This window comes from Streptomyces sp. NPDC107517, from assembly GCF_055582645.1.
The window spans coordinates 161,814-181,445 of sequence record NZ_JBVJPM010000010.1 but is presented as its reverse complement, the minus strand read 5'-3'; the positions used below and the strand labels follow the sequence as shown (position 1 = coordinate 181,445).

Sequence of the window (19,632 nt, the reverse complement as noted above, 5' to 3'; positions counted from 1 at the left end):
CCCGTCACACCAGGCGTCGCGCCGTGGCCCACCGCGTCAGCTCGTGGCGGTTCGACAGCTGGAGCTTTCTGAGGACCGCCGATACATGGGACTCGACCGTCTTGACGGAGATGAACAGCTGCTTGGCGATCTCCTTGTACGCGTAGCCGCGGGCGATGAGGCGCAGCACCTCGCGCTCGCGCTGCGTGAGGCGGTCGAGGTCCTCGTCGACCGGCGGGGCGTCCGTGGACGCGAACGCGTCGAGGACGAAGCCCGCCAGACGCGGCGAGAAGACCGCGTCGCCGTCCTGGACGCGGAAGATCGAGTCGACCAGGTCCGTGCCGGTGATCGTCTTGGTGACATACCCGCGGGCACCACCGCGGATGACCCCGATGACATCCTCCGCTGCGTCCGACACGGAAAGGGCCAGGAAGCGGACCGGGTTGTCGGCCGCCGTCATCAACGGGGCGCAGCGCCGCAGGACTTCGACGCCGCCGCCACCGGGAAGGTGCACGTCGAGGAGGACGACCTCGGGGCGCGTGGCCGTGATGACCGTGACCGCCTGGTCCACGTCCGCGGCCTCGCCGACCACCTCGACGCCCGTCGTCTCCGTGCGGCCGATCTCCGCCTGGACGCCGGTGCGGAACATCCGGTGGTCGTCGACAAGCACCACGCGTGCGTGACGGCCGGCCGGCTTCGTCTCCGGCTCGCTCGCCGCGGTCGCGTCCGGCTTGACCTGCTCGTCACTCATGGGGTCTTCTCCGCCCTCTTCATGGTCAGTTCGACCTCGGTGCCGCCGTCCGGCACCGCGCGCAGCCGCGCCGTGCCGCCGTTGCGCTCCATCCGGCCGATGATCGATTCTCGTACGCCCATCCGGTCCGCGGGAATCGAGTCGAGGTCGAAACCGGGGCCCCGGTCGCGTACGGACACGAACACCGTCTCCTCCTCGACCTCGGCGTAGACCTGGACCGCACCGCCCTCGCCACCGTACTTGGCGGCATTCACCATCGCTTCCCGCGCAGCCTGCATCTGTGCCGAGAGACCGTCGTCGAGCGGGCAGTCGCCGACCACCACCACCTCGAGGGGCACCCCGTGCTTGTCCTCGACCTCGGCCGCGCTGCGCTTGACCGCCTCCGCGACCGTGCCGGGCTCCTCCGCCTCGTCCTTGCCGTTCCCCTCCGGTCTGTAGAGCCAGGCCCGCAGGTCTCGCTCCTGTGCGCGGGCCAGGCGCCGCACCTCGCTCGCGCTCTCCGCGTTCCGCTGGATCAGCGTGAGGGTGTGCAGGACCGAGTCGTGGACATGGGCCGCGACCTCCGCCCGCTCCTGCGCGCGGATCCGCATGAGGCGCTCCTCGGACAGATCCTGCGTCATGCGCACGAGATAGGGGCCGGCGAGGAGGGCAATGCCGACGAGGACGGCGAGGGCGGCCTGAAGGATGGAGCCGAGGTGCTCGGCCGACCCCTGGAGCACGAAGATCCCGGTGACACCGGCCCCGACGAGTACGACACCGGCCGCGGCCCGCGCCAGATTCAGCGTGCGCTTGCGGCGGCCGACCTCCATCCAGCGGGCCCGGCGCGCGTTGTCCGCCTGGCGCCAGACGAGGGCCACGCCCGCACCGACGAGGAGCGTCGGCCACAGATACGCCTTCGCGTTCCCCGCCAGATTCACATTGCCGACGAACACCATCGACACGACGACCATGAGGAGCAGGGCGACGATCTGCCCCTTGTCCGGCTTGCGGGCGACGAGCCTGCGCCGCCCGTCCGTGGCCGTCTCCGTGGTGAAGGCAGGGGTCCGCTCGCTGCCCACGCCTCCGACGCCGAGCGGGACGAAGAACCAGAAGGCCGCGTACAGGAGAGCGCCGAGGCCGTCCGCCATGAACAGGCCCACGAAGACGAGCCGCACCCAGATCACGGGCAGGCCGAGATGCCCGGCGAGCCCCCGCGCCACTCCACCGAGCCAGCGTCCGTCGCTGGAGCGGTAGAGCTTGCGCGGCGGCCGCGGGACGTCAACGGGTGGTGCTGCGGCTTCCGGCATGCCATTGATGGTCACACGCGGGACGGACCCCGGGCATCAGGGTTCAGCCCGGAGACTCCCCTGATCTCCGGCCCGGCCCCGAGCGCCGTCAGGGGCAATATCAGGGTTGGTCCAGGGTCGTCCCGACTGCCGCGGCGGACCTCGGCCCGTCACGATGGACGCATGACAGATCACCAGCACGCCTCGACGGGAGCGCAGGCCGGGCAGCCGCAGGACGCGGTGCCCGGGCGCGGCTCCGGCGGCGCGTCCGCGCCGCCCGCACCGGGACAGGAGCCCGGCGTCCCCGCGCCGCCGAGCAAGTTCCGGCGCGACCGGCGGCACGGGACGCTGGGCGGAGTGTGCGCGGGACTCGGCCGGCACTGCGACATGGATCCGGTGATCTTCCGGATCGGCCTCGCCGTGCTCGCCGCGACGGGCGGGCTCGGCCTGATCTTCTACGGTTTCGCCTGGCTCTTCGTCCCGTACGACGACGAGGAGGAGAACGAGGCGCGCAAGCTCCTCTCCGGCCGCGTGGACGGCCCTGCGCTGACGGCCGTGCTCTTCGCGCTCGTCGGCTGCGGACTCTTCCTCTCCATGCTGAACAACGGCGGAGTGCTCACATTCGCCGCCGTCCTCGCCCTGCTCCTCGCGGGCGCGGGGTACTGGTCCCAGCAGCGCCGAGCGGCCGACCCCGACCCTCTGGCCGCGCAGACCGTGGCCGACGCGCCGCCCGAGGCGCAGGCTCCGCCCGTCGCCGGGGCGCCGTCCTGGTGGCGGGACCCGATAGTCAAGGACGGCACACACGTCGGAGGGACCGGATACTTCTGGGGGCCCGACAACGGCGTCGACATCCGGTACGAGCCCACGGCGCACGGGCACCGGACGGCCTGGGGCCCTGACGTCTCCTCCCGCGGCCCGGAAGGCGGGGCACCCAAGCAGCGCGGGCCGCGCTGGATCGGCGGCTGGACGTTCCTGCTCGCGCTGGCCGCGGGCTGTGCGGGCACGGCGGCGACCTGGCACGGCCACCCGCTCGGCACGGCCCTCCAGGCCGGTCTCGCGAGCGCGCTCGTCGTCTTCGGTCTGGGGATCGCGCTCAGCGCATTCGTCGGACGGACCGGCGTCGGCTCGATCATCCTCGCGGTCATCACGGCGGGCCTTCTCGCCGCGTCGGCCGCGCTCCCCTCCGACATCACCACTCACTGGGTGCGCACCGAATGGACCCCGGCCTCGGTCGCCCAGGTGGAGCCGGCATACGAGCTGGGAACGGGCGTCGGCACACTCGATCTGAGCGGGATCGATCTCGGCAAGGGCAAGACGCTGACGACAAGAGCGGAGGTCGGAGCGGGGCAGCTCAAGGTCGTCGTGCCGAAGGACGCGACGGTCGTACTGCGGGCCGAGGTGGGCGTCGGTGACATCCGGCTGCCGGACGAAAAGACACAGGACGTGGACATCCGTCCGAGACAGGAGCAAAGGGTGACCCTCACACCGCCGGTGGGCAGCAAGGACGGCGGAACGGTCGAACTGCGGCTCGAAGTCGGTGTCGGACAGGCGGAGGTGGCCCGTGCCACGTCATGACTTCCAGCCGGGAAAGCTGATCGCGGGCCTGTTCCTGACCGCGGCCGGAGTCCTCTACCTGGGCGCCGCGCTGGGCGGCTGGGAGGTGGAGTGGTTCGCGGTGATCCCCCTGGTCACCGTCGGCCTGGTCCTGGCCGCGGTGGCGGGCGTGGCAACCTACGCAATGCGCCGCCGCCAAAGATCCCACCCGACGGACTCCGGCTCCCCGTAAGAGCGGAAACGGCGCACGGACGCCGCCAAGGGGCGCGGGGAACTGCGCGCCCAGCCACAACCGGCCGCCAGCAGCCAAGAACGCGACACGGGCCCTCAAAGCCCCCGCCGCACAAAGAAGCCCGTCAGCCGAACAAGGAAACCCGTCAGCCGAGCCCACCCCGGGCCCGTCGCCGAGCCGCAAGCATCGCGTCCACCGAGAACACCGAAGCCCCCGCAAGCACCAGCGGCAGCCACGCCATCAGATAGGCAAGATCGTTGCCGAGGTAATAGGGCTCGGTGGCCCAGCTCACCGTCAGCCACAGGCTGAGCGAGATCAGCATGCCGCCCACGGCGGCGAGCCGGGCGAACAGACCGATCAACGTGCCGATACCGACGGCCAGTTCACCGAAGGCGATCGCGTAACCGATGCCGCTCGGGCTCTTGAGCGCCAGGTCGACCATGGCGGGGATTGCGGAGATGTCCCGCACTCCGCGCATCTGCTCCCCGATCGACCCCGATCCGGTGGCGTGGAAGAACGCGCTGTCGGTCAGCTTGTCGAGCCCCGCGTAGATGAAGGTGACGCCGAGGAAGATCCGCAAAGGAAGGAGTGCAAACCGTTGGGCGCTGTCCCGCCAGCCGCCCCTGCCGTTGACGTAACCGGTATGGATGTCCGTCCGCATGCCGTGAGTCATCGCCCGTCCGCCGCCTCTCGCACCTGCATCGGTGCAGCAAAAAGATGCCCGTCACCAGACCATACGTACGAGAGGGCGCGACCGTTCAGTGACGTTCAGCTATTGCCGCAGGCCGGACGTGGACACTCAGTCCGAAACATCGATCCCGTACCGGTTCGTCTCCACGCCCGCCGCGGTGACGACCTGGATGTCGACCCGCCCCGGCTCGACATCGACGGGAACCGGGACCGTCAGGGTCGAGTCGGTGGGGTTGGTGAATCCGCCCTGAACCGGGACGAGAGGCACATGGACGTGCACCGGACCGATGCGGACGATCATCCGGGAGAGCCGGTCCGCGGTGGTCGCACCCGGCGGCACGAAGCCGGCCCCGCGGATCTCGATGTCGTCTCCGGTGCGGATCGGCGCGTCCAGGTCCCCGGCCTCGCGGGACCGCACGACCGAAAGGATCACGGGCCGTCCGCCCTCCGCGTACTTGGCCGCGAGGTAGGTGGCCGCCGAGACCAGGACCAGCAGGGCGAGGCCCCACGGCAGATCGGGCAGCTGTCCGGGGCGGCGGGCGAGGCGCACCGCCACGAAGACGAGCGCGACGGCCGAGATCAGCACGTACTGGATGTCGGCGAAGGTGCCGCGTCCTGCGTCGTCCGTGAGCAGGTCGGCGGCGCGCGGCCGGTCCGCGCGCACCTTCTGCAGGCGCTGGCCCAGCACGCGCACCCCCACGACCCGCCGCACCAGAACGGCGACCCCGCAGACGACGGCCAGGACGGTCACCACCCCGGCGCCCCGGGCGAGTTCAAGGCCGGAGACCAGCGCATCGCGTTCGCGGTGGCCGGCGGCACCGGCCAGCTCGCCCACCAGGACGAGCACCGCGTAGACCACGACGAGGACCCAGCAGGCGGCGACGGCCCGGGAGGTGGACAGACGGTTGTCCTCGCCGACGACCGGGGCGAGCACCCCGCCGACCGCCCGGTGGACGTAGGCCGCGCCGGTCAGGAGGCCGCTCACGACGACCGCCGCGAGCAGTCCCGCCGTGCGCGCCGGCGTCCAGCCCGTGCCGATCGCCGTGAGCGCCTGCACGATCAGGAGCAGCGCGCACCCGCCCCAGACCACGCCGACCGTGCGCGGCCACAGCCCGGCGAGCCACGCGTCGCCCTCGGCGCGCCCGCGATCGGCCATGCCCCGCGCGGACTGGGTCAGCTCGTCCGAGACCCACTGGCGGGACGCGCCCGCCGAGTGCGCGACGGCAGCGGGCAGCCCCTGCCCGGCCGCCAGTTCATCCCGTTTCGCGAGGAACGCGGCCACGGCCCTGCGGTGCCCTTCGCGCGCCCCGTGCGGGCAGTCGCCGCAGGTGCAGCCCCCGCTGTGCGTTCCCTCTCGCGCCTCCTGGACCGCCACCCGGTACGCCCGCCTTCCCGTCCGGAGCCCGCCCGACCCGAACGGTCGCGCGTCAACTTCCGTGTAATGACTGGGAATTGTGCCGTACGCCAGGCCGTCCAGGGCCGCCAGGTCCGGTCAGAGGGGGTGAACGGTGAACGCCGGTGTTGACCCCCGAGGCCACAGCCCCGGCTCAAGGACGACGACCCCGGCTCAAGGCACCGCTGCCCCGAGTCAGGACGGCACCGAGCCCGACCCGGAACGGCACCGCCCCGGCTCAGGACGACACCGGCCTCCGCTCAGGACAGCAGATCCGGCTCCGCGCTGCTGATCTCCTGCCACAGGGGCTGATGGTTGATCCACGCCACCAGGTCGCCGCCCAGCTGGTCCCGGGACGCCACGGCCTGGCGGTGGTCGATCAGAATCGGGCGGCCCGCGGCCCGCGCCGCGAGCTGCACCTGGCAGGAGCGCTCCATCGACAGGAACCACCACGCGGCCGAGTCGACGGATTCGCCCACGGTGAGCAGCCCGTGATTGCGCAGGATGAGCGCCTTGTACGCGCCGAGAGCGGCCGCGATCCGCCGCCCCTCGTCCGGGTCCACGGCCACGCCGGTGTACTCGTCGAGCAGCGCGTGGTCCTCGTAGAAGGCGCACGCCTCCTGGGTGATCGGGTCGAGCAGCTCGCCGAGCGTGGACAGCGCCCGCCCGTACAGCGAGTGGCAGTGCGCGACGGCGACCACGTCGGGCCGCGCCCGGTGGACCTGGGCATGGACGGTGAACGCGGCCTGGTTCACATGGCGGCGGCCCTCGACGACCTGGCCGTCCCCGTTGGCGAGGACCAGGTCGGACACGGTGACGTGCTTGAACGGCATCCCGAAGGGATTCACCCAGTAGCAGTCGTCGTACTCCGGGTCCCGCACCGTGATGTGCCCCGACACCCCGTCCTCGTAGCCGAGACGCCCGAAGATGCGCAGCGCGCCCGCGAGCCGCTCCATGCGGTGCCGACGCTCGTCGGCCGGGGAGTCGTGGATGGGGGGCATCGCGAACTGGAGGTGTTCGGTGGGGACCGGCGGCGGCATCTGCGTGGACATGGAGCGGAAGTTACCTCCGAGGAGCGCAGGAGGACAGAGGCGGGCGGTGAAGAGAGTGCGCCGAACTCGTCGCCGACGGCGCCGCGCATACCGGACAGCAGGTGTCGGGTATCCGCGCCAGACTCGGCGTATGACGTCGAACTGGGCTACTTTCACCACGGCCGAACCGGACCTCGCCAAGACGGTCGAGGAGCGCTTCGGCCGGTTCCAGCACCACATCCTGGCGACCCTGCGCAAGGACGGTTCGCCGCGCACGAGCGGACTGGAGGTGCGGTTCCTGCACGGGGAGTTCTGGCTCGGCATGATGCCGGGCTCGCTCAAGGCGCGCGATCTGCTCCGGGACCCGCGCTTCGCCGTCCAGGCCAACCCGGGCGACGGCACCGGCATGGGCGGCGGGGACGTACGGATCTCGGGACGGGCGCTGCTGGTCGAGGACCCCGAGGTCATCGCCTCCTACACGGACTCGGTCCAGGTCCCCGACCCGGACGACTTCCACCTCTTCCGCACCGAGCTGACCGAGGTCACCCGCACCTTCATCGAGGACGAGAAGTACCTGGTCGTACAGGTGTGGAAGCCGGGCGGCGAGCCGGTGCGCACCCTGAAGCGCACCTGAGCCGTCCCCCAGACATGAAGGCGCCGCCCACTCCATGCGGCAGTGGGCGGCGCCTTCACACACGGCGTCGGGGAGCGACTACTCCCACTCGATGGTGCCCGGCGGCTTGCTCGTCACGTCGAGCACGACGCGGTTGACGTCCGCGACCTCGTTCGTGATGCGGGTCGAGATCTTCGCCAGGACGTCGTACGGCATGCGCGTCCAGTCCGCCGTCATGGCGTCCTCGGAGGAGACGGGGCGCAGGACGATCGGGTGGCCGTAGGTGCGGCCGTCGCCCTGGACGCCGACGCTGCGGACGTCCGCGAGCAGGACGACCGGGCACTGCCAGATGTCACGGTCGAGACCGGCCGCCGTCAGCTCCTCGCGGGCGATGGCGTCGGCCTCGCGCAGCAGGTCGAGCCGGTCCTTGGTGACCTCGCCGACGATGCGGATACCGAGGCCGGGGCCCGGGAACGGCTGGCGCTGGACGATCTCGTCCGGCAGGCCGAGCTCGGCGCCGACCATGCGCACCTCGTCCTTGAAGAGCTGGCGCAGCGGCTCGACGAGCGCGAACTCCAGGTCCTCGGGGAGGCCGCCCACGTTGTGGTGGGACTTGATGTTCGCCGTGCCGGTGCCGCCTCCGGACTCGACGACGTCCGGGTAGAGCGTGCCCTGGACCAGGAACGCGACGTCCTCGCCGTCGGCCGCGCCCTCGGCGACGATCTCCGCCTGCGCCTGCTCGAAGACGCGGATGAACTCGCGGCCGATGATCTTCCGCTTGGTCTCGGGGTCGGAGACCCCGGCCAGCGCGTCCAGGAAGCGCTGGCTCGCGTCGACGACCTTGAGGTTCGCGCCGGTCGAGGCGACGAACTCCTTCTCGACCTGCTCGGTCTCACCCTTGCGCATCAGGCCGTGGTCGACGTACACGCAGGTCAGCTGGGAGCCGATGGCCTTCTGGACGAGGGCCGCGGCCACCGCGGAGTCGACGCCGCCGGACAGGCCGCAGATCGCGCGCTTGGTGCCGACCTGCTCGCGGATAGCGGCGACCTGCTCGTCGATCACGTTGCCCGTGGTCCAGGTCGGCTCGATGCCGGCGCCCCGGTAGAGGAAGTGCTCGAGGACCTGCTGGCCGTACGTGGAGTGCATGACCTCGGGGTGGTACTGCACGCCGTACAGCTTCTTGGCGTCGTTCTCGAAGGCCGCGACCGGCACGACGTCCGTGGACGCGGTGACGGTGAAGCCCTCGGGCGCGGCCGAGCAGGCGTCGCCGTGCGACATCCACACGGACTGCTCGGTCGGGGTGCCCTCGAAGAGGGTGGAGCCGGGGCGGGAGACGGTCAGCGGCGTGCGGCCGTACTCGCGGGCGCCGTTGTCGTCGACGGTGCCGCCGAGGGTCGTGGCCATCAGCTGGAAGCCGTAGCACATGCCGAAGACGGGGACGCCGGCCTCGAAGATGGCGCGGTCCAGGCGCGGGGCGCCCTCCGCGTACACGGACGAGGGGCCGCCGGAGAGGATGATCGCCTTCGGGTTCTTGGCGAGCATCTCGTCGACCGGCATGGTGCTCGGCACGATCTCGCTGTAGACGCGGGCCTCGCGGACGCGGCGGGCGATGAGCTGGGCGTACTGCGCACCAAAGTCGACAACCAGAACGGTGTCAGGGGCGGCAGCGGGGGACGCTGATGGCACGGCGGCGGCCTTCCGGCGGTGGAACACGAGCAGGGGTCTGTTTTGTCGATTCTAACGGGCCCGGGCGAACACTCTTCGTCTCATCCCACGGACGCGGTGGCCGGGGCCACCGGGCCGGGGCATACTGGTGCTGTGACCAAGCACCGCATCGACTTCCTCTTTACCTATGGCAACCGGCCTGCCGGCTGCCATGGTCGAGCTGCTTGATCACCTGACAAGCGACTAACCGGGCGCCCCGGGCCGACAAGGCCCGGGGCGTCCTGTCATCTCCGGTCCTTGCCACTCCGGGACACCCGTCCACAGACGACGAGGAGCCCCACGATGACCACCACCACCCCCAGCGAGAAGACCGGCGCCCACACCTCCGAGGCCGCCGACGTGATCACCGGCGCCCGTGAGCGCATCGACTCGCTCGACGACCGGATCATCGGCCTGATCCAGGAACGGATGGCCGTCTCGGCCGTCATCCAGGAGGCGCGCATCACCTCGGGCGGGCGCCGCGTGAACCTGGCGCGCGAGCTGGAGGTTCTCGGCCACTACAGGGACGCCCTCGGCAAGCCCGGCACGGGCCTCGCGATGACGCTCCTGGAGCTGTGCCGGGGCCGGGTCTGATGCCTGCTCGACGCACCCACGTTCGGATCCGCTCTCACCCGTACGGCGCGTGACCGGTGCGCGGCACCCTTCGTTGGTCCCGATGTCCGTGCCAGCCAGGGGCGGGCCCGCTCAATCCACGCGTGGTTTTGCTGGAGCGATGAGACGTAGGGATCCATGCCCTACGTCGTGGGACCTCGCTCCAGCGTTTGTGACCGGACGGCAGGGGACAGCAGCCCGGTCACCCAAGAGAACGACCGGTCCCGGGGACGCCCGGGGCCGGTCGGCCTCCCAGCAGAACCCCTTCGCCCCTGTGGTCGAAACGGTCGGTCGAAACGGTTGCGCGCACGACAGACCCGCGAGCACGATGCGGAGAAACCCCACACCCCACAGAGCCCCCCGTCCCGGGCTCCACAAGTGAATTGGCGCAGGCCCGCCCCGTCCGCACGCCACCGCGCGCCGGGGGCGGCGACCCCTGGCAGACCCGTACCAGCGGCGCAACCCCCCGGCGCCGCTCCCCCGGCACCGACGCCGCCCTGACGTCGGTGCTGAAGGCCAAGGGCCCCGCGGACGCGTCCGCGGGGCCCTTCGCTGTGCCCACCGAGCCGAGCCGAGCCCGCCGGGTCCGGACAGCCGAGGTCAGACCGTCTTCTCCAGCTTCGCGAGCTGCGCGTCGACGATCTCCTGCGGCACGTCGGTCTTGTTCGCGTCCAGCATGTTCATGGTGTAGAAGGCCACGACCGTCGAGCCGCTGCGCACCACGGTGAAGGTCATCGGGACCTTGTCGCCGTCGATGACACCCTTCACGTCGTACGAGACCGCCTCGTCACCCGCGTCGGGAGCGGGCCGCTCCTTGACGCCGGTGTACTTGTAGTCGACGTGCTCGTACGCGGTGCAGTTCTTCGAGGCCGTGCGCAGGTCCTTCATGACCTCGGCGGCGTCGGCACCGTCGTGCGCGAGCAGCGCCAGCGAGGTCACCTTGGGGTCGAGCTCGTCCGTCGCCATGAGCGTGCGCACGACCCGGTCCTTCGCCGTCGGCTGCGTCGAGAACATGAACATGTCGGCGAGCGGCTGGCACGAGGCCGGCTTCGCGGCGACGCTCTCGGTCGGCGGCAGGTCGTCCTTGCCCACCTTCTCGACCTTGTAGCCCTTGACGTCTCCCGTGGCGACGACGGCCTTCTCCAGCTCGGCCGCCGTGAGCGCCTTCGCGCCCTCCTCGGCGGGCTTCGCGGGCGCCGTGGTCTTCTCCGAAGCGGCGGTCTTCGCCGGCTTCTTCGCGTCGTCGGTGGTCTCGGAGGACCCCCCGCACGCCGTCGTCACACCCAGGGCCGCGACCACGGCAGCGGCCGCCACTACACGTCTCACACCTGACTTCACATTCCCACCTTCGTCCTCTGCGGCACGGGGCCACGCGTCGGCCCGTACCGAGGCGCCATCCAAGCCCGCCACCAGCCCCCTTTGCCAGCGCTTTGCATAACGATCGAAGATCGCCGCAACGGTTGTACGGGGCGCTGGGTGACCCAGCTCACATAAGAATCCCGTGAAGTCGAGGGCAACCATTTCCCGGGGTTGCCGGTCACTTCTGCGGAACCAACGGCCACACCCGCGACCCCACAACGCGGAGGCCTCTCAGCTCGTACTGCGCCACAGCAGTACGCCGGACTTTCCGAGGTCTTCATGAAGCTTCGCCGTGCCCTGGCCGCCGCGGCCGCGACGGCTGCCATAGCCCCGATCGCGCTGCTTTCGGCGCCGGCCGCGTTCGCCGACGAAACTCCCGACACGACGACCGTCGTCAACGAGACGTCGCCTACGCCGGCCGAGACGTCTGCGTCGACCACGGCCGAGCCGTCGTCGCCCGAAACCACCCCGTCCACCCCCGAGAGCCCTTCTTCGACGCCGGCTTCCACGCCCGCGACGACCGCTTCCTCCACGCCGTCGGGCACGCCGTCCGACTCCACCTCGCCGTCGCCCTCCGCGTCCGAGACGCCGTCGGACGAGCCGACCGAACCGACCGGCATCTGCGAGGAGGACAACGAGGGCTACCAGTCCAAGCTGGCCGTCTCCCTCAGCGGTCTGCCCGGCAAGATCGCGGCGGGCAGCGGCTGGCACGGCTTCACCCTCAACGTGAAGAACCCGACGAAGACCGACCTCGACGAGGCGATCTTCTACGCGGGTGTCGGCCCGAACGACGAGAACGCCGAGAACGCGTACAAGGCGAGCCAGGTCCGTCTCCAGGCGAAGGTCGACGGCGCCTGGGTCGACATCAACGACGAGTACGGCTACTCGTTCGGCTTCCTCGACCTGTCGGGTATCAAGGCCGGCAAGTCGGTCAACTACCAGCTCCGCCTGAACGTGAAGGCGAGCGCCCCCATCGGCGCCGGCCTGACCATCGGCGGCGGCTTCTACAACGACGACGAGCTGGACTGCTTCAGCGACAGCTCCGCCAGCTACCTGATCGAGATCGTGAAGCCCGGCACGGACACCGACGGGACCAAGCCGCAGGAAGGCGGCAAGGTTCCGATGCCGTCCGAGAAGCCGAACGACAGCAACACCCAGGAGGTGACCGGCAGCCTCGCCGAGACCGGTTCGTCCTCCATGGTCCCGACCATCGGCCTGATCGGCGGCGTCGCCGTCGTCGCCGGTGCCGGTGCCGTGTTCACCGTGCGTCGCCGCAAGGCCGGCGCCACCGCGTAACACCCCGTAGGGACACGCGAAAGGACCTGCGCTCGGAGGGGGGCGCAGGTCCTTTCGTATGTCCGGGGTCAGGCGTCCGGGGTCAGTTGCCCGGAGTCAGGTGTCCGGCGTCAGCTGCCCGGCGTCACTTCGCGGTCTTCTTGGGAGGAACCGCCGGCATTCCCAGGAACGGCAGCTTCAGCGCGCCGAACGCGCCCTCCGGGACCGCCGGGTTCTTCGGCGCGATCGCGGACAGCCGCGCGTACGCCACGCCCTGCTCCGGACGCGGGTCCTCCTCGCCCTTGTTGGGCCAGTACGACATCGCGCGCTCGGCCTGCGCCGTGATGGTCAGGGACGGGTTCACGCCCAGGTTCGCCGTGACCGCGGCGCCGTCGACGACCGAGATGCCCGGGTGCCCGTAGAGGCGGTGGTACGGGTCGATGACGCCCGTCTGAGGGGAGTCGCCGATCGGGCAGCCGCCCAGGAAGTGCGCGGTCAGCGGGGTGCCCATCAGCTCGCCGATGTTCGAGCCCGCGAAGCCGTTGATCTCGGCGGCGATCGTGGACGCGGCGTCCACGGCGGCCTTGATCTGCTTGGGGTTGGGTGCGCCATGGCCCTGCTCGGCCGTGAGCAGGCCCTTGCCGACGCCGTCCGGCTTCAGACGGGTCGTCAGCGAGTTGTCGAGGGACTGCATGACCAGACCGATGATGGTCCGCTCGGACCAGCGGTGGTTGGAGAGCGAACGCGCCATCAGCGTCGGGTGCTTGACCACGTTGGCGAGCCACCCGGCCACGCGGGACGAGCCCTGCGCGTAGGGGACCTGGAGGATCGTCATGCCGCCCATCGCGTTCGATCCCTTGCCGTAGCGGACCGGCTCGATGTGCGTGTTCTCGTCCGGGTGGATCGAGGACGTGATCGCGACGCCCTGCGTGAAGTCGACCTTGGGCTTGCCGTGACGCTTCTTGTAGCGGCGGTTGTTGGTCTGGGCGCCGACGAGCGCCTCGGAGTTCGTCCGCGTCAGCTCACCCAGCCTGGCGGACAGGTACGGCAGCTGGCCGCCCGCCTTCATGCGGTGCAGCAGGGTCTGCGTGCCGTACGTGCCGGCCGCGACGATGACGCGCCGGGCCTTGAACGTACGGCCCGCGCCCTTCTTCCTGTCGTCCGTCGGGAGCGTCTGGACCGCGTAGCCGCCCCGCGAGTCGTCGGTGACGGAGACGGCCGTCGTCATCGGGTGCACCACCGCGCCCGCCTTCTCGGCGAGGTACAGGTAGTTCTCGTTGAGGGTGTTCTTCGCGCCGTGGCGGCAGCCCGTCATGCACTCACCGCACTCGGTGCACGCCTTACGGGCCGGGCCCGCGCCCCCGAAGTACGGGTCGTCGACCTGCGTGCCGGGCGCGGCCTTCACCGAACCGGTCCCTTCCTCGCCACAGGCGTCCTTGCCGTCGCCGAAGAAGACACCCACCGGCGCCATGTGGAACGTGTCGCCGATGCCCATGTCCTGCGCCGCCGCCTTGAGGTGGACGTCGGCCGGCGTCATGGTCGGGTTGAGCCGCACGCCCAGCATGCGCTGCGCCTGGTCGTAGTACGGCTTCAGCTCCGCCTGCCAGTCGGTGATGTCCTTCCACTGCGGGTCCTCGAAGAACGGCTTCGGCGGCACGTAGAGCGTGTTGGCGTAGTTCAGCGAGCCGCCGCCGACGCCCGCCCCGGCGAGGACCATCACATTGCCGAGGAGGTGGATGCGCTGGATGCCGTACATGCCGAACTTGGGCGCCCACAGGTAGTTCTTGAGGTCCCAGGAGTTCTTGGGCAGCGTGCCGGGCTCGAAGCGTCGGCCCGCTTCGAGCACGCCGACGCGGTAGCCCTTCTCGGTCAGGCGCAGGGCGGACACGGAACCGCCGAAGCCGGAGCCCACGACGAGGACGTCGTAGTCGTACGCGGCGTCGTCGGCGCTCCCGGCTTCACTCCGGACAGAGTTCTCCTGTGACACTGGCTCTCCTCGTTGAGAACGGGTGGTGCTCTAACGAAGACGGAAGGTCTTCATCGCCTTCAGGCTGCGGCTCATGAACGCCGCGTACTTCTCGTCGGTCATCCCGAACGACGGCGCCATCGGCATGATCCGCTGGTGCGCGACGGTCTGCGCCTCGGTGTACTTGAGGATTCCCTCGGATCCGTGGCGGCGGCCGAGGCCCGAGTCCTTCATGCCGCCCATCGGCGACTGGACACTGCCGTACGCGGGCGCGTAGCCCTCGTTGATGTTGACGGTGCCGGTACGCAGCCGGGCGGCGACGTCGTGACCGCGCCTCGCGTCCTTCGTCCAGACCGAGGAATTCAGGCCGTACGGCGTCCCGTTGGCCAGCGCGACGGCCTCGTCCTCGTCCGTGAAGCGGTAGATGGAGACGACCGGGCCGAAGGTCTCCTCGTTGCACACGGACATCGGGGCCTCGACGCCGTCGAGGATGGTCGGCTCGAAGAAGTAGGGGCCGATGTCGGGGCGCGCGACGCCACCGGCCACGAGCTTCGCCCCCTTGGCCACGGCCTCGTCGACGTGCCGCGTCACCGTCTCCAACTGCCGCTCGCCGACCAGGGATCCCATGTCCGCGCCGTACGCGAGGGACTTGCCCAGGCGCATCGCCTTGGTGCGCGTGGCGAACCGCTCGACGAACGCGTCGGCGATCGACTCGTGGACGTAGAGCCGCTCGATGGAGATGCAGAGCTGGCCCGCGGAGGAGAAGCAGGCGCGGACCGCGCCGGCCGCCGCCTTGTCGATGTCGGCGTCCGCCAGGACCAGCATCGCGTTCTTGCCGCCGAGTTCGAGCGAGACGCCGACGAGGCGCGCGGCGGCGCCCTGGGCGACCTCGCGGCCCGTACGGGTGGAGCCGGTGAACGAGACGTAGTCGGCGTGCTTGACCAACTCGGGCCCCACGACCGGGCCTTCGCCGAGGACGACCTGGAAGACCTCGGCGGGCAGCCCTGCCTCGATGAGCAGGTCGCGCGCCCACAGCGCCGTCAGGCAGGTCTCCGTGTCGGGCTTCATGACCACCGCGTTGCCGGACACGAACGCCGGGAGCGCGTCGCCGACGGACAGCTCGAACGGGTAGTTCCAGGGCGCGATCTGACCCACGACGCCGCGCGGCTGGCGCAGTTCGGTGACCTTGGTGAGGGTCGGGACGGCGCCCGTGTGCCGCTTCGGCTTCAGGTAGGCGGGGGCCTTGCGGCCGTAGTGGCGGGCCGCGACGGCCACGGCCTGGACCTCTTCGTGCGCGTGCAGGCGCGCCTTGCCGGTCTCCAGCTGGATCAGGTCGAGGACCTCGGCCTGACGGGCGAGCACCAGGTCGTGGAAGCGCAGCAGCACGGCGGCGCGCTGCCGCGCGGGCACCTTCGCCCAGACGGCCTGCGCGGCACGGGCCCGCTCGAAGGCCTCCGCGACGTCCTCGGGCGTGGACTCGGGCAGGTCCGCCAGCTTCTCGCCGGTGAACGGCGTGTGGTTGGCGGTGCGGCCCGAGCCGGCCACCCCCTTGGTGAGCTGGGCGACCAGCTCGGGCGTCACCACGTCGGCCGCGGTGCGCACGCCCTGCGGGGCGGGGGCGACCGGGTTCGTGCCGGTCTTGTCCGTACGGTCCTTGGAGATGGCCTGCGAGTCCGTCATGGCGCGAGCGTAAGCGCCCGTCAACGTTTTGGGTACCCACGGGTAACGAGGTTTCACCAAGCACTCACACGCCGCCAGCGATCGCTGGCAACAAAGCCCCTGATCAGGGCGTTGTCAGGGCCTTCGGTCAGAGTTTGCCGATGTCGAGGTTGGCGATCGCCGCCTTCGCCACCTCACGCCCGCGCTCGGTGAAGTCGCCCTTGCCCGGGTAGTCGATCCAGAGCTGGTACATGTCGCCCGACCTGGTCTTGTAGTAGAAGACCTTCGCCTCACGCGGCTTGGGCGCGTTGGAATCACTGTCATCCGTGTAGGTGATGGTGTTCTCGGCGGACTCGCGGTCGTTGTACGTGGTCTTGACCGTCCGGCTGTGCGGAACGGGCTTGTCCGCCATATCTGTGTTGTCGCCCTTGTTGATCTCGTCGGAGTCCTTGTACGCCTGCGCGGACGCGGAACTCGCGATCCCGTTGAGGCTGTCCTCGGCCTTCTTCTTGAGGTTGAGGCTGATCCAGACCCCGTAGCTCGGGTCGGTGTAGGTGACCCAGTGCTTGGTCTTGTCGATGCTGTTGTCCGCCTCGGATCTCACGTACTCCGGTGGCGCCGCGATCGTCGCCGCGAGCGTCTTCTCCTGGTGGTCCTGCCACCCGTCGGGCAGCGGGCCCGCGAACGGGTCCGCGATCACCAGGTACGCCACCACCGCCGCCGCGACGACCGCGGCGCCGGCGCCCAGCAGCGCCTTGCGGCTGAGGCTGACGCCCTTGCCGCCGGGGCCCGCGAGCTGGACGACCTGGGTGGGCGGCTGCTGCGGCGGGTTGACCGCGCGCTCCAGGAGATCGCGCACGCGCGCCGCGTTCGGACGCCGGGCCGGGTCCTTGGCGAGCAGGCCGTTGACGGCCTCGGCGAGCGGTCCCTGGGCCGCGGCGGGCGCCGCCGGGGTCGCGTTGATCACGGACTGGAGCGTCGCCGGCGTGTTGTTGCGGCGGAACGGCGAGACGCCCTCCGTCGCCGCGTACAGGACGACGCCGAGGGACCACAGGTCGGACGCGGGGCCCGGGCGCTGGCCGAGGACCCGCTCCGGGGCGATGAACTCGGGCGAGCCGACGAAGCCGCCGGTGTCCGTCAGACTGGTCTCGCCCTCGATCTGGGCGATGCCGAAGTCGGTGAGGACCACGCGGTCGTGGCGGCCGAGCATCACGTTGTCGGGCTTCACGTCGCGGTGCAGGACGCCCGCGGCGTGCGCGGCCTCCAGGGCGCCGAGCACTTCGAGGCCGATCCGCGCCGCCTCGCGGGCGCTGAGCGTGCCCTCCTGGAGCGCGTCACCGAGCGTGCGCCCCTGCACGAACTCCATGACGATCCACGGCTGTCCGTCCTCGACGGCGACATCGTGGACGTTGACCACGGCCGGGTGGTCGAGCCGGGCCGCCGCGCGCGCCTCGCGCCGCATCCGCTCGAAGACGGTGGTCCGCTCGCGCTCCGGCAGATGGTCGGGGACGCGCGGCTCCTTGACCGCCACCTCGCGGTCCACCGTCTCGTCCTTGGCCCGCCACACGGTGCCCATGCCGCCGTGCCCGAGCTTGCTCAGGAGCCGGTAGCGCCCGCCGATCAGACGCCCGGCACCGGGCTCGGGCTCCGAGGCCTGCCGCGGCGGCACGACCCGCGTGGGCGGCGGCTGGTGCGAGGGTTGCGGGTGCGGCTGTGGCTGCGGCTGCGGCTGCGGATATGCGGTGGGGGGCTGGGCGTACGGGTTCCCCTGCTGGGGCGTGTGCGGCTGCTGTGGCGGCTGGAGTCCGAAGCTCGTCGGATCGTTCGGGCCGTAGGCGGGTCCCCCGTTGTTACTCATGCCTCCATGCCTACCGTGCGGGACGCCACCGGATCCACTGGGATCACTCACTTGTGACCGCCCCGATGCCTCAACCGCCCCCGGAGGGCACGAATGTGGCGACCGCCGTGTCGAAGTACCGCTTGGCCTCGGCGATCCGGCCGACCGGCGCCGACACCCACACGTCGTACATCCGGCCGCCCTGCTCCCAGCACAGGTCGTACGTGTGCCTCGCGCCCTCCGCCGTGCTGAAGCCGTTCCACGTGAACCGCCAGAGCGCGGCCGGCCGGCCGCCGTGAGTCGTGTCGGTGACCGAACCGTCACGGTAGCCGGGGTTGTTGGCGGGCCCCTTCGCGTCGGAGCGGCGCTGCACGGCGCCGGGCCCGCCCGGGTCGGGGGCCGCCTCCTTGATGCCGATCCTGAACGTGCCGCCCGGCGACATGTAGAAGATCCGGGGTCCGTCGGGCTTCCTGCTGAAGTCGTCCGGCACGGCCAGGGAGAAGCCCTCCGGGTCGACGGCCGTGCGGTAACCGGCGGGGGACGCGGGCCGCGTACCGGTCTGCTGCTCCGTGACGGTGACCGTCGGACGGGGCTCCGACGCCGAGTCCGAGGGGGACGCCGTGTCGCCCGTGGGGCCCGGCGCGGACGCCGTGGGGCGGTGGGTGCCGCCGCCGTCGCCCCCGTTCACGAGCAGCGCGGCCGCGGAGACGCCGGCCCCGGCCATCGCGGCGACGAGCGCGGCGGCCGCCAGGACCACGCGAGCGGAACGCTTCTGCGGGGGCGGGGGAGCGGGCGCCGTGAGGCTGTTCCTGGCGGTGGGCGTGTAGCCGCCCACCGCCCGCGGCGTCGTCCCCGTGGCGACGTACGCGCGAAGGAGCCGGTCGGCCTCGTCCAGGCCGAGCCTGCGCTCCGGATCCCGCTCGAGGAGGCCCCGCACGACGGGCAGCAGCGGCTCGGCCTCGGCGGGCGGGCGGATCTCGCCGACGACCACCGCGTGCATGATCCCGCCCAGCGAATCGCGCCGGAACGGCGACTCACCCGTCACGGCCGCGCACAGCATCGCGCCCAGCGACCACAGGTCCGACTCGGGACCGGTCCGCTCCCCCGACATGCGCTCGGGCGCCGTGTACTCGGGCGAGCCGACGAAGGAACCCGTCTCGGTGAGCGTCGTCGCGCCGCTGACCTGCGCGATCCCGAAGTCCGTGAGCACGACGCGCTCACTGCCCGCCTCGACGAGCACGTTCGCCGGCTTCAGATCGCGGTGCAGCACCCCCGCCGCGTGCGCGACCCGCAGCGCGCCGAGGAGCGCGATCCCGATCCGGGCCGCCTCCCGCGGGTCGACGGGCCCGGTCCGCGAGAGCCGGTCGGCGAGCGAACCGCCCTCGATCAACTCCATGACGATGTACGGGCGTTCGTCGTGCTCCACGACGTCGTGGACGACGATGACGTTCGGGTGGCTCAGCTGGGCGACCGCGCGGGCCTCGCGCAGGGTGCGGTCCTTCTGGCGGCGGGCCTCGTCGGCGGAGAGCGTCTCGTCGAGTACGAGTTCCTTGACCGCGACGCGCCGCCCGAGCAGCTGGTCGGAGGCGCGCCACACGACGCCCATTCCGCCCCGGCCGATGCGCGCCTCCAGCCGGTAACGCCCCGCGATCACACGGACGTTGCCCTCCCCCTCGGTCCCCATGCGTCCCATCATGCCGCACGGAACGGGC

General features: G+C 71.1%; 16 protein-coding genes. 5 read left to right on the top strand and 11 right to left on the bottom strand.

The genetic code is table 11. The features are described 5' to 3' along the window. Window positions 1-4 precede the first annotated feature (4 nt). Together ACZ67T_RS23705 and ACZ67T_RS23700 are read right to left on the bottom strand one after the other, a co-directional pair. On the bottom strand, window positions 5-730 hold the full coding sequence (locus ACZ67T_RS23705) for a LuxR C-terminal-related transcriptional regulator (protein WP_469986616.1): 726 nt from the start codon (window positions 728-730) through the stop codon (window positions 5-7). After that, window positions 727-2,016: an ATP-binding protein gene (locus tag ACZ67T_RS23700; RefSeq protein ID WP_469986615.1), complete on the bottom strand. Its 1,290-nt coding sequence runs from the start codon at window positions 2,014-2,016 to the stop codon at window positions 727-729. Before ACZ67T_RS23700 ends, ACZ67T_RS23705 begins: the two co-directional genes overlap by 4 nt. A gap of 162 nt (window positions 2,017-2,178) precedes the next feature. Between ACZ67T_RS23700 and ACZ67T_RS23695 the strand changes: the two genes are divergently transcribed. Both ACZ67T_RS23695 and ACZ67T_RS23690 read left to right on the top strand, forming a co-directional pair. After that, complete coding sequence (locus tag ACZ67T_RS23695) at window positions 2,179-3,570, top strand: PspC domain-containing protein (protein ID WP_469986613.1); 1,392 nt, start codon at window positions 2,179-2,181, stop codon at window positions 3,568-3,570. Further along, window positions 3,557-3,781: a hypothetical protein gene (locus ACZ67T_RS23690; RefSeq protein ID WP_469986612.1), complete on the top strand. Its 225-nt coding sequence runs from the start codon at window positions 3,557-3,559 to the stop codon at window positions 3,779-3,781. Before ACZ67T_RS23695 ends, ACZ67T_RS23690 begins: the two co-directional genes overlap by 14 nt. A 145-nt stretch (window positions 3,782-3,926) precedes the next feature. On the opposite strand, the gene ACZ67T_RS23685 is transcribed toward ACZ67T_RS23690, so the two are convergent. The 3 genes from ACZ67T_RS23685 to ACZ67T_RS23675 form a co-directional block, all read right to left on the bottom strand. After that, window positions 3,927-4,454: a DoxX family protein gene (locus ACZ67T_RS23685; protein ID WP_469986610.1), complete on the bottom strand. Its 528-nt coding sequence runs from the start codon at window positions 4,452-4,454 to the stop codon at window positions 3,927-3,929. Between the two features lie 126 nt (window positions 4,455-4,580). Continuing rightward, window positions 4,581-5,846 carry a hypothetical protein gene (locus ACZ67T_RS23680; RefSeq protein ID WP_469986609.1) on the bottom strand — a complete coding sequence of 422 codons (1,266 nt, stop codon included), beginning with the start codon at window positions 5,844-5,846 and terminating at the stop codon, window positions 4,581-4,583. Between the two features lie 278 nt (window positions 5,847-6,124). After that, entirely contained in the window at window positions 6,125-6,916 is a 792-nt protein-coding gene (locus ACZ67T_RS23675) for a class II aldolase/adducin family protein (protein WP_469986607.1), read from the bottom strand. A 130-nt stretch (window positions 6,917-7,046) separates the two neighbouring features. On the opposite strand from ACZ67T_RS23675, the gene ACZ67T_RS23670 reads away from it, so the two are divergent. After that, the gene (locus tag ACZ67T_RS23670; protein ID WP_398375417.1) at window positions 7,047-7,529 is read left to right on the top strand and encodes a pyridoxamine 5'-phosphate oxidase family protein; all 483 of its coding nucleotides are present in this window, start codon (window positions 7,047-7,049) and stop codon (window positions 7,527-7,529) included. A gap of 78 nt (window positions 7,530-7,607) precedes the next feature. Here ACZ67T_RS23670 and guaA read toward each other — a convergent pair whose 3' ends face one another. Continuing rightward, window positions 7,608-9,194 carry a glutamine-hydrolyzing GMP synthase gene (gene guaA, locus ACZ67T_RS23665; RefSeq protein WP_469986605.1) on the bottom strand — a complete coding sequence of 529 codons (1,587 nt, stop codon included), beginning with the start codon at window positions 9,192-9,194 and terminating at the stop codon, window positions 7,608-7,610. A gap of 321 nt (window positions 9,195-9,515) precedes the next feature. Here guaA and ACZ67T_RS23660 point away from each other — a divergent pair, with 321 nt between their 5' ends. After that, window positions 9,516-9,806 carry a chorismate mutase gene (locus tag ACZ67T_RS23660; protein WP_469986603.1) on the top strand — a complete coding sequence of 97 codons (291 nt, stop codon included), beginning with the start codon at window positions 9,516-9,518 and terminating at the stop codon, window positions 9,804-9,806. A 618-nt stretch (window positions 9,807-10,424) separates the two neighbouring features. Here the strand turns inward: ACZ67T_RS23660 and ACZ67T_RS23655 are convergent. Continuing rightward, window positions 10,425-11,150, bottom strand: coding sequence for a hypothetical protein (locus tag ACZ67T_RS23655; RefSeq protein ID WP_469986601.1), 726 nt, complete (start codon window positions 11,148-11,150; stop codon window positions 10,425-10,427). 312 nt (window positions 11,151-11,462) lie between these two features. Here ACZ67T_RS23655 and ACZ67T_RS23650 point away from each other — a divergent pair, with 312 nt between their 5' ends. Beyond that, the gene (locus tag ACZ67T_RS23650) at window positions 11,463-12,479 is read left to right on the top strand and encodes an LAETG motif-containing sortase-dependent surface protein (protein ID WP_469986600.1); all 1,017 of its coding nucleotides are present in this window, start codon (window positions 11,463-11,465) and stop codon (window positions 12,477-12,479) included. A 124-nt stretch (window positions 12,480-12,603) separates the two neighbouring features. Here ACZ67T_RS23650 and ACZ67T_RS23645 read toward each other — a convergent pair whose 3' ends face one another. The 4 genes from ACZ67T_RS23645 to ACZ67T_RS23630 all read right to left on the bottom strand — a co-directional run bounded on the left by ACZ67T_RS23645 (window position 12,604) and on the right by ACZ67T_RS23630 (window position 19,604). Continuing rightward, on the bottom strand, window positions 12,604-14,445 hold the full coding sequence (locus ACZ67T_RS23645; RefSeq protein WP_469986598.1) for a GMC oxidoreductase: 1,842 nt from the start codon (window positions 14,443-14,445) through the stop codon (window positions 12,604-12,606). A 30-nt stretch (window positions 14,446-14,475) separates the two neighbouring features. Beyond that, a complete protein-coding gene (locus ACZ67T_RS23640; protein ID WP_469986596.1) occupies window positions 14,476-16,104 on the bottom strand; it encodes a succinic semialdehyde dehydrogenase in 1,629 nt (542 codons plus the stop codon). Between the two features lie 127 nt (window positions 16,105-16,231). Then, window positions 16,232-17,941: a serine/threonine-protein kinase gene (locus ACZ67T_RS23635; RefSeq protein WP_469986595.1), complete on the bottom strand. Its 1,710-nt coding sequence runs from the start codon at window positions 17,939-17,941 to the stop codon at window positions 16,232-16,234. 70 nt (window positions 17,942-18,011) lie between these two features. Further along, on the bottom strand, window positions 18,012-19,604 hold the full coding sequence (locus ACZ67T_RS23630) for a serine/threonine-protein kinase (protein ID WP_469986593.1): 1,593 nt from the start codon (window positions 19,602-19,604) through the stop codon (window positions 18,012-18,014). Window positions 19,605-19,632: the final 28 nt, after the last annotated feature.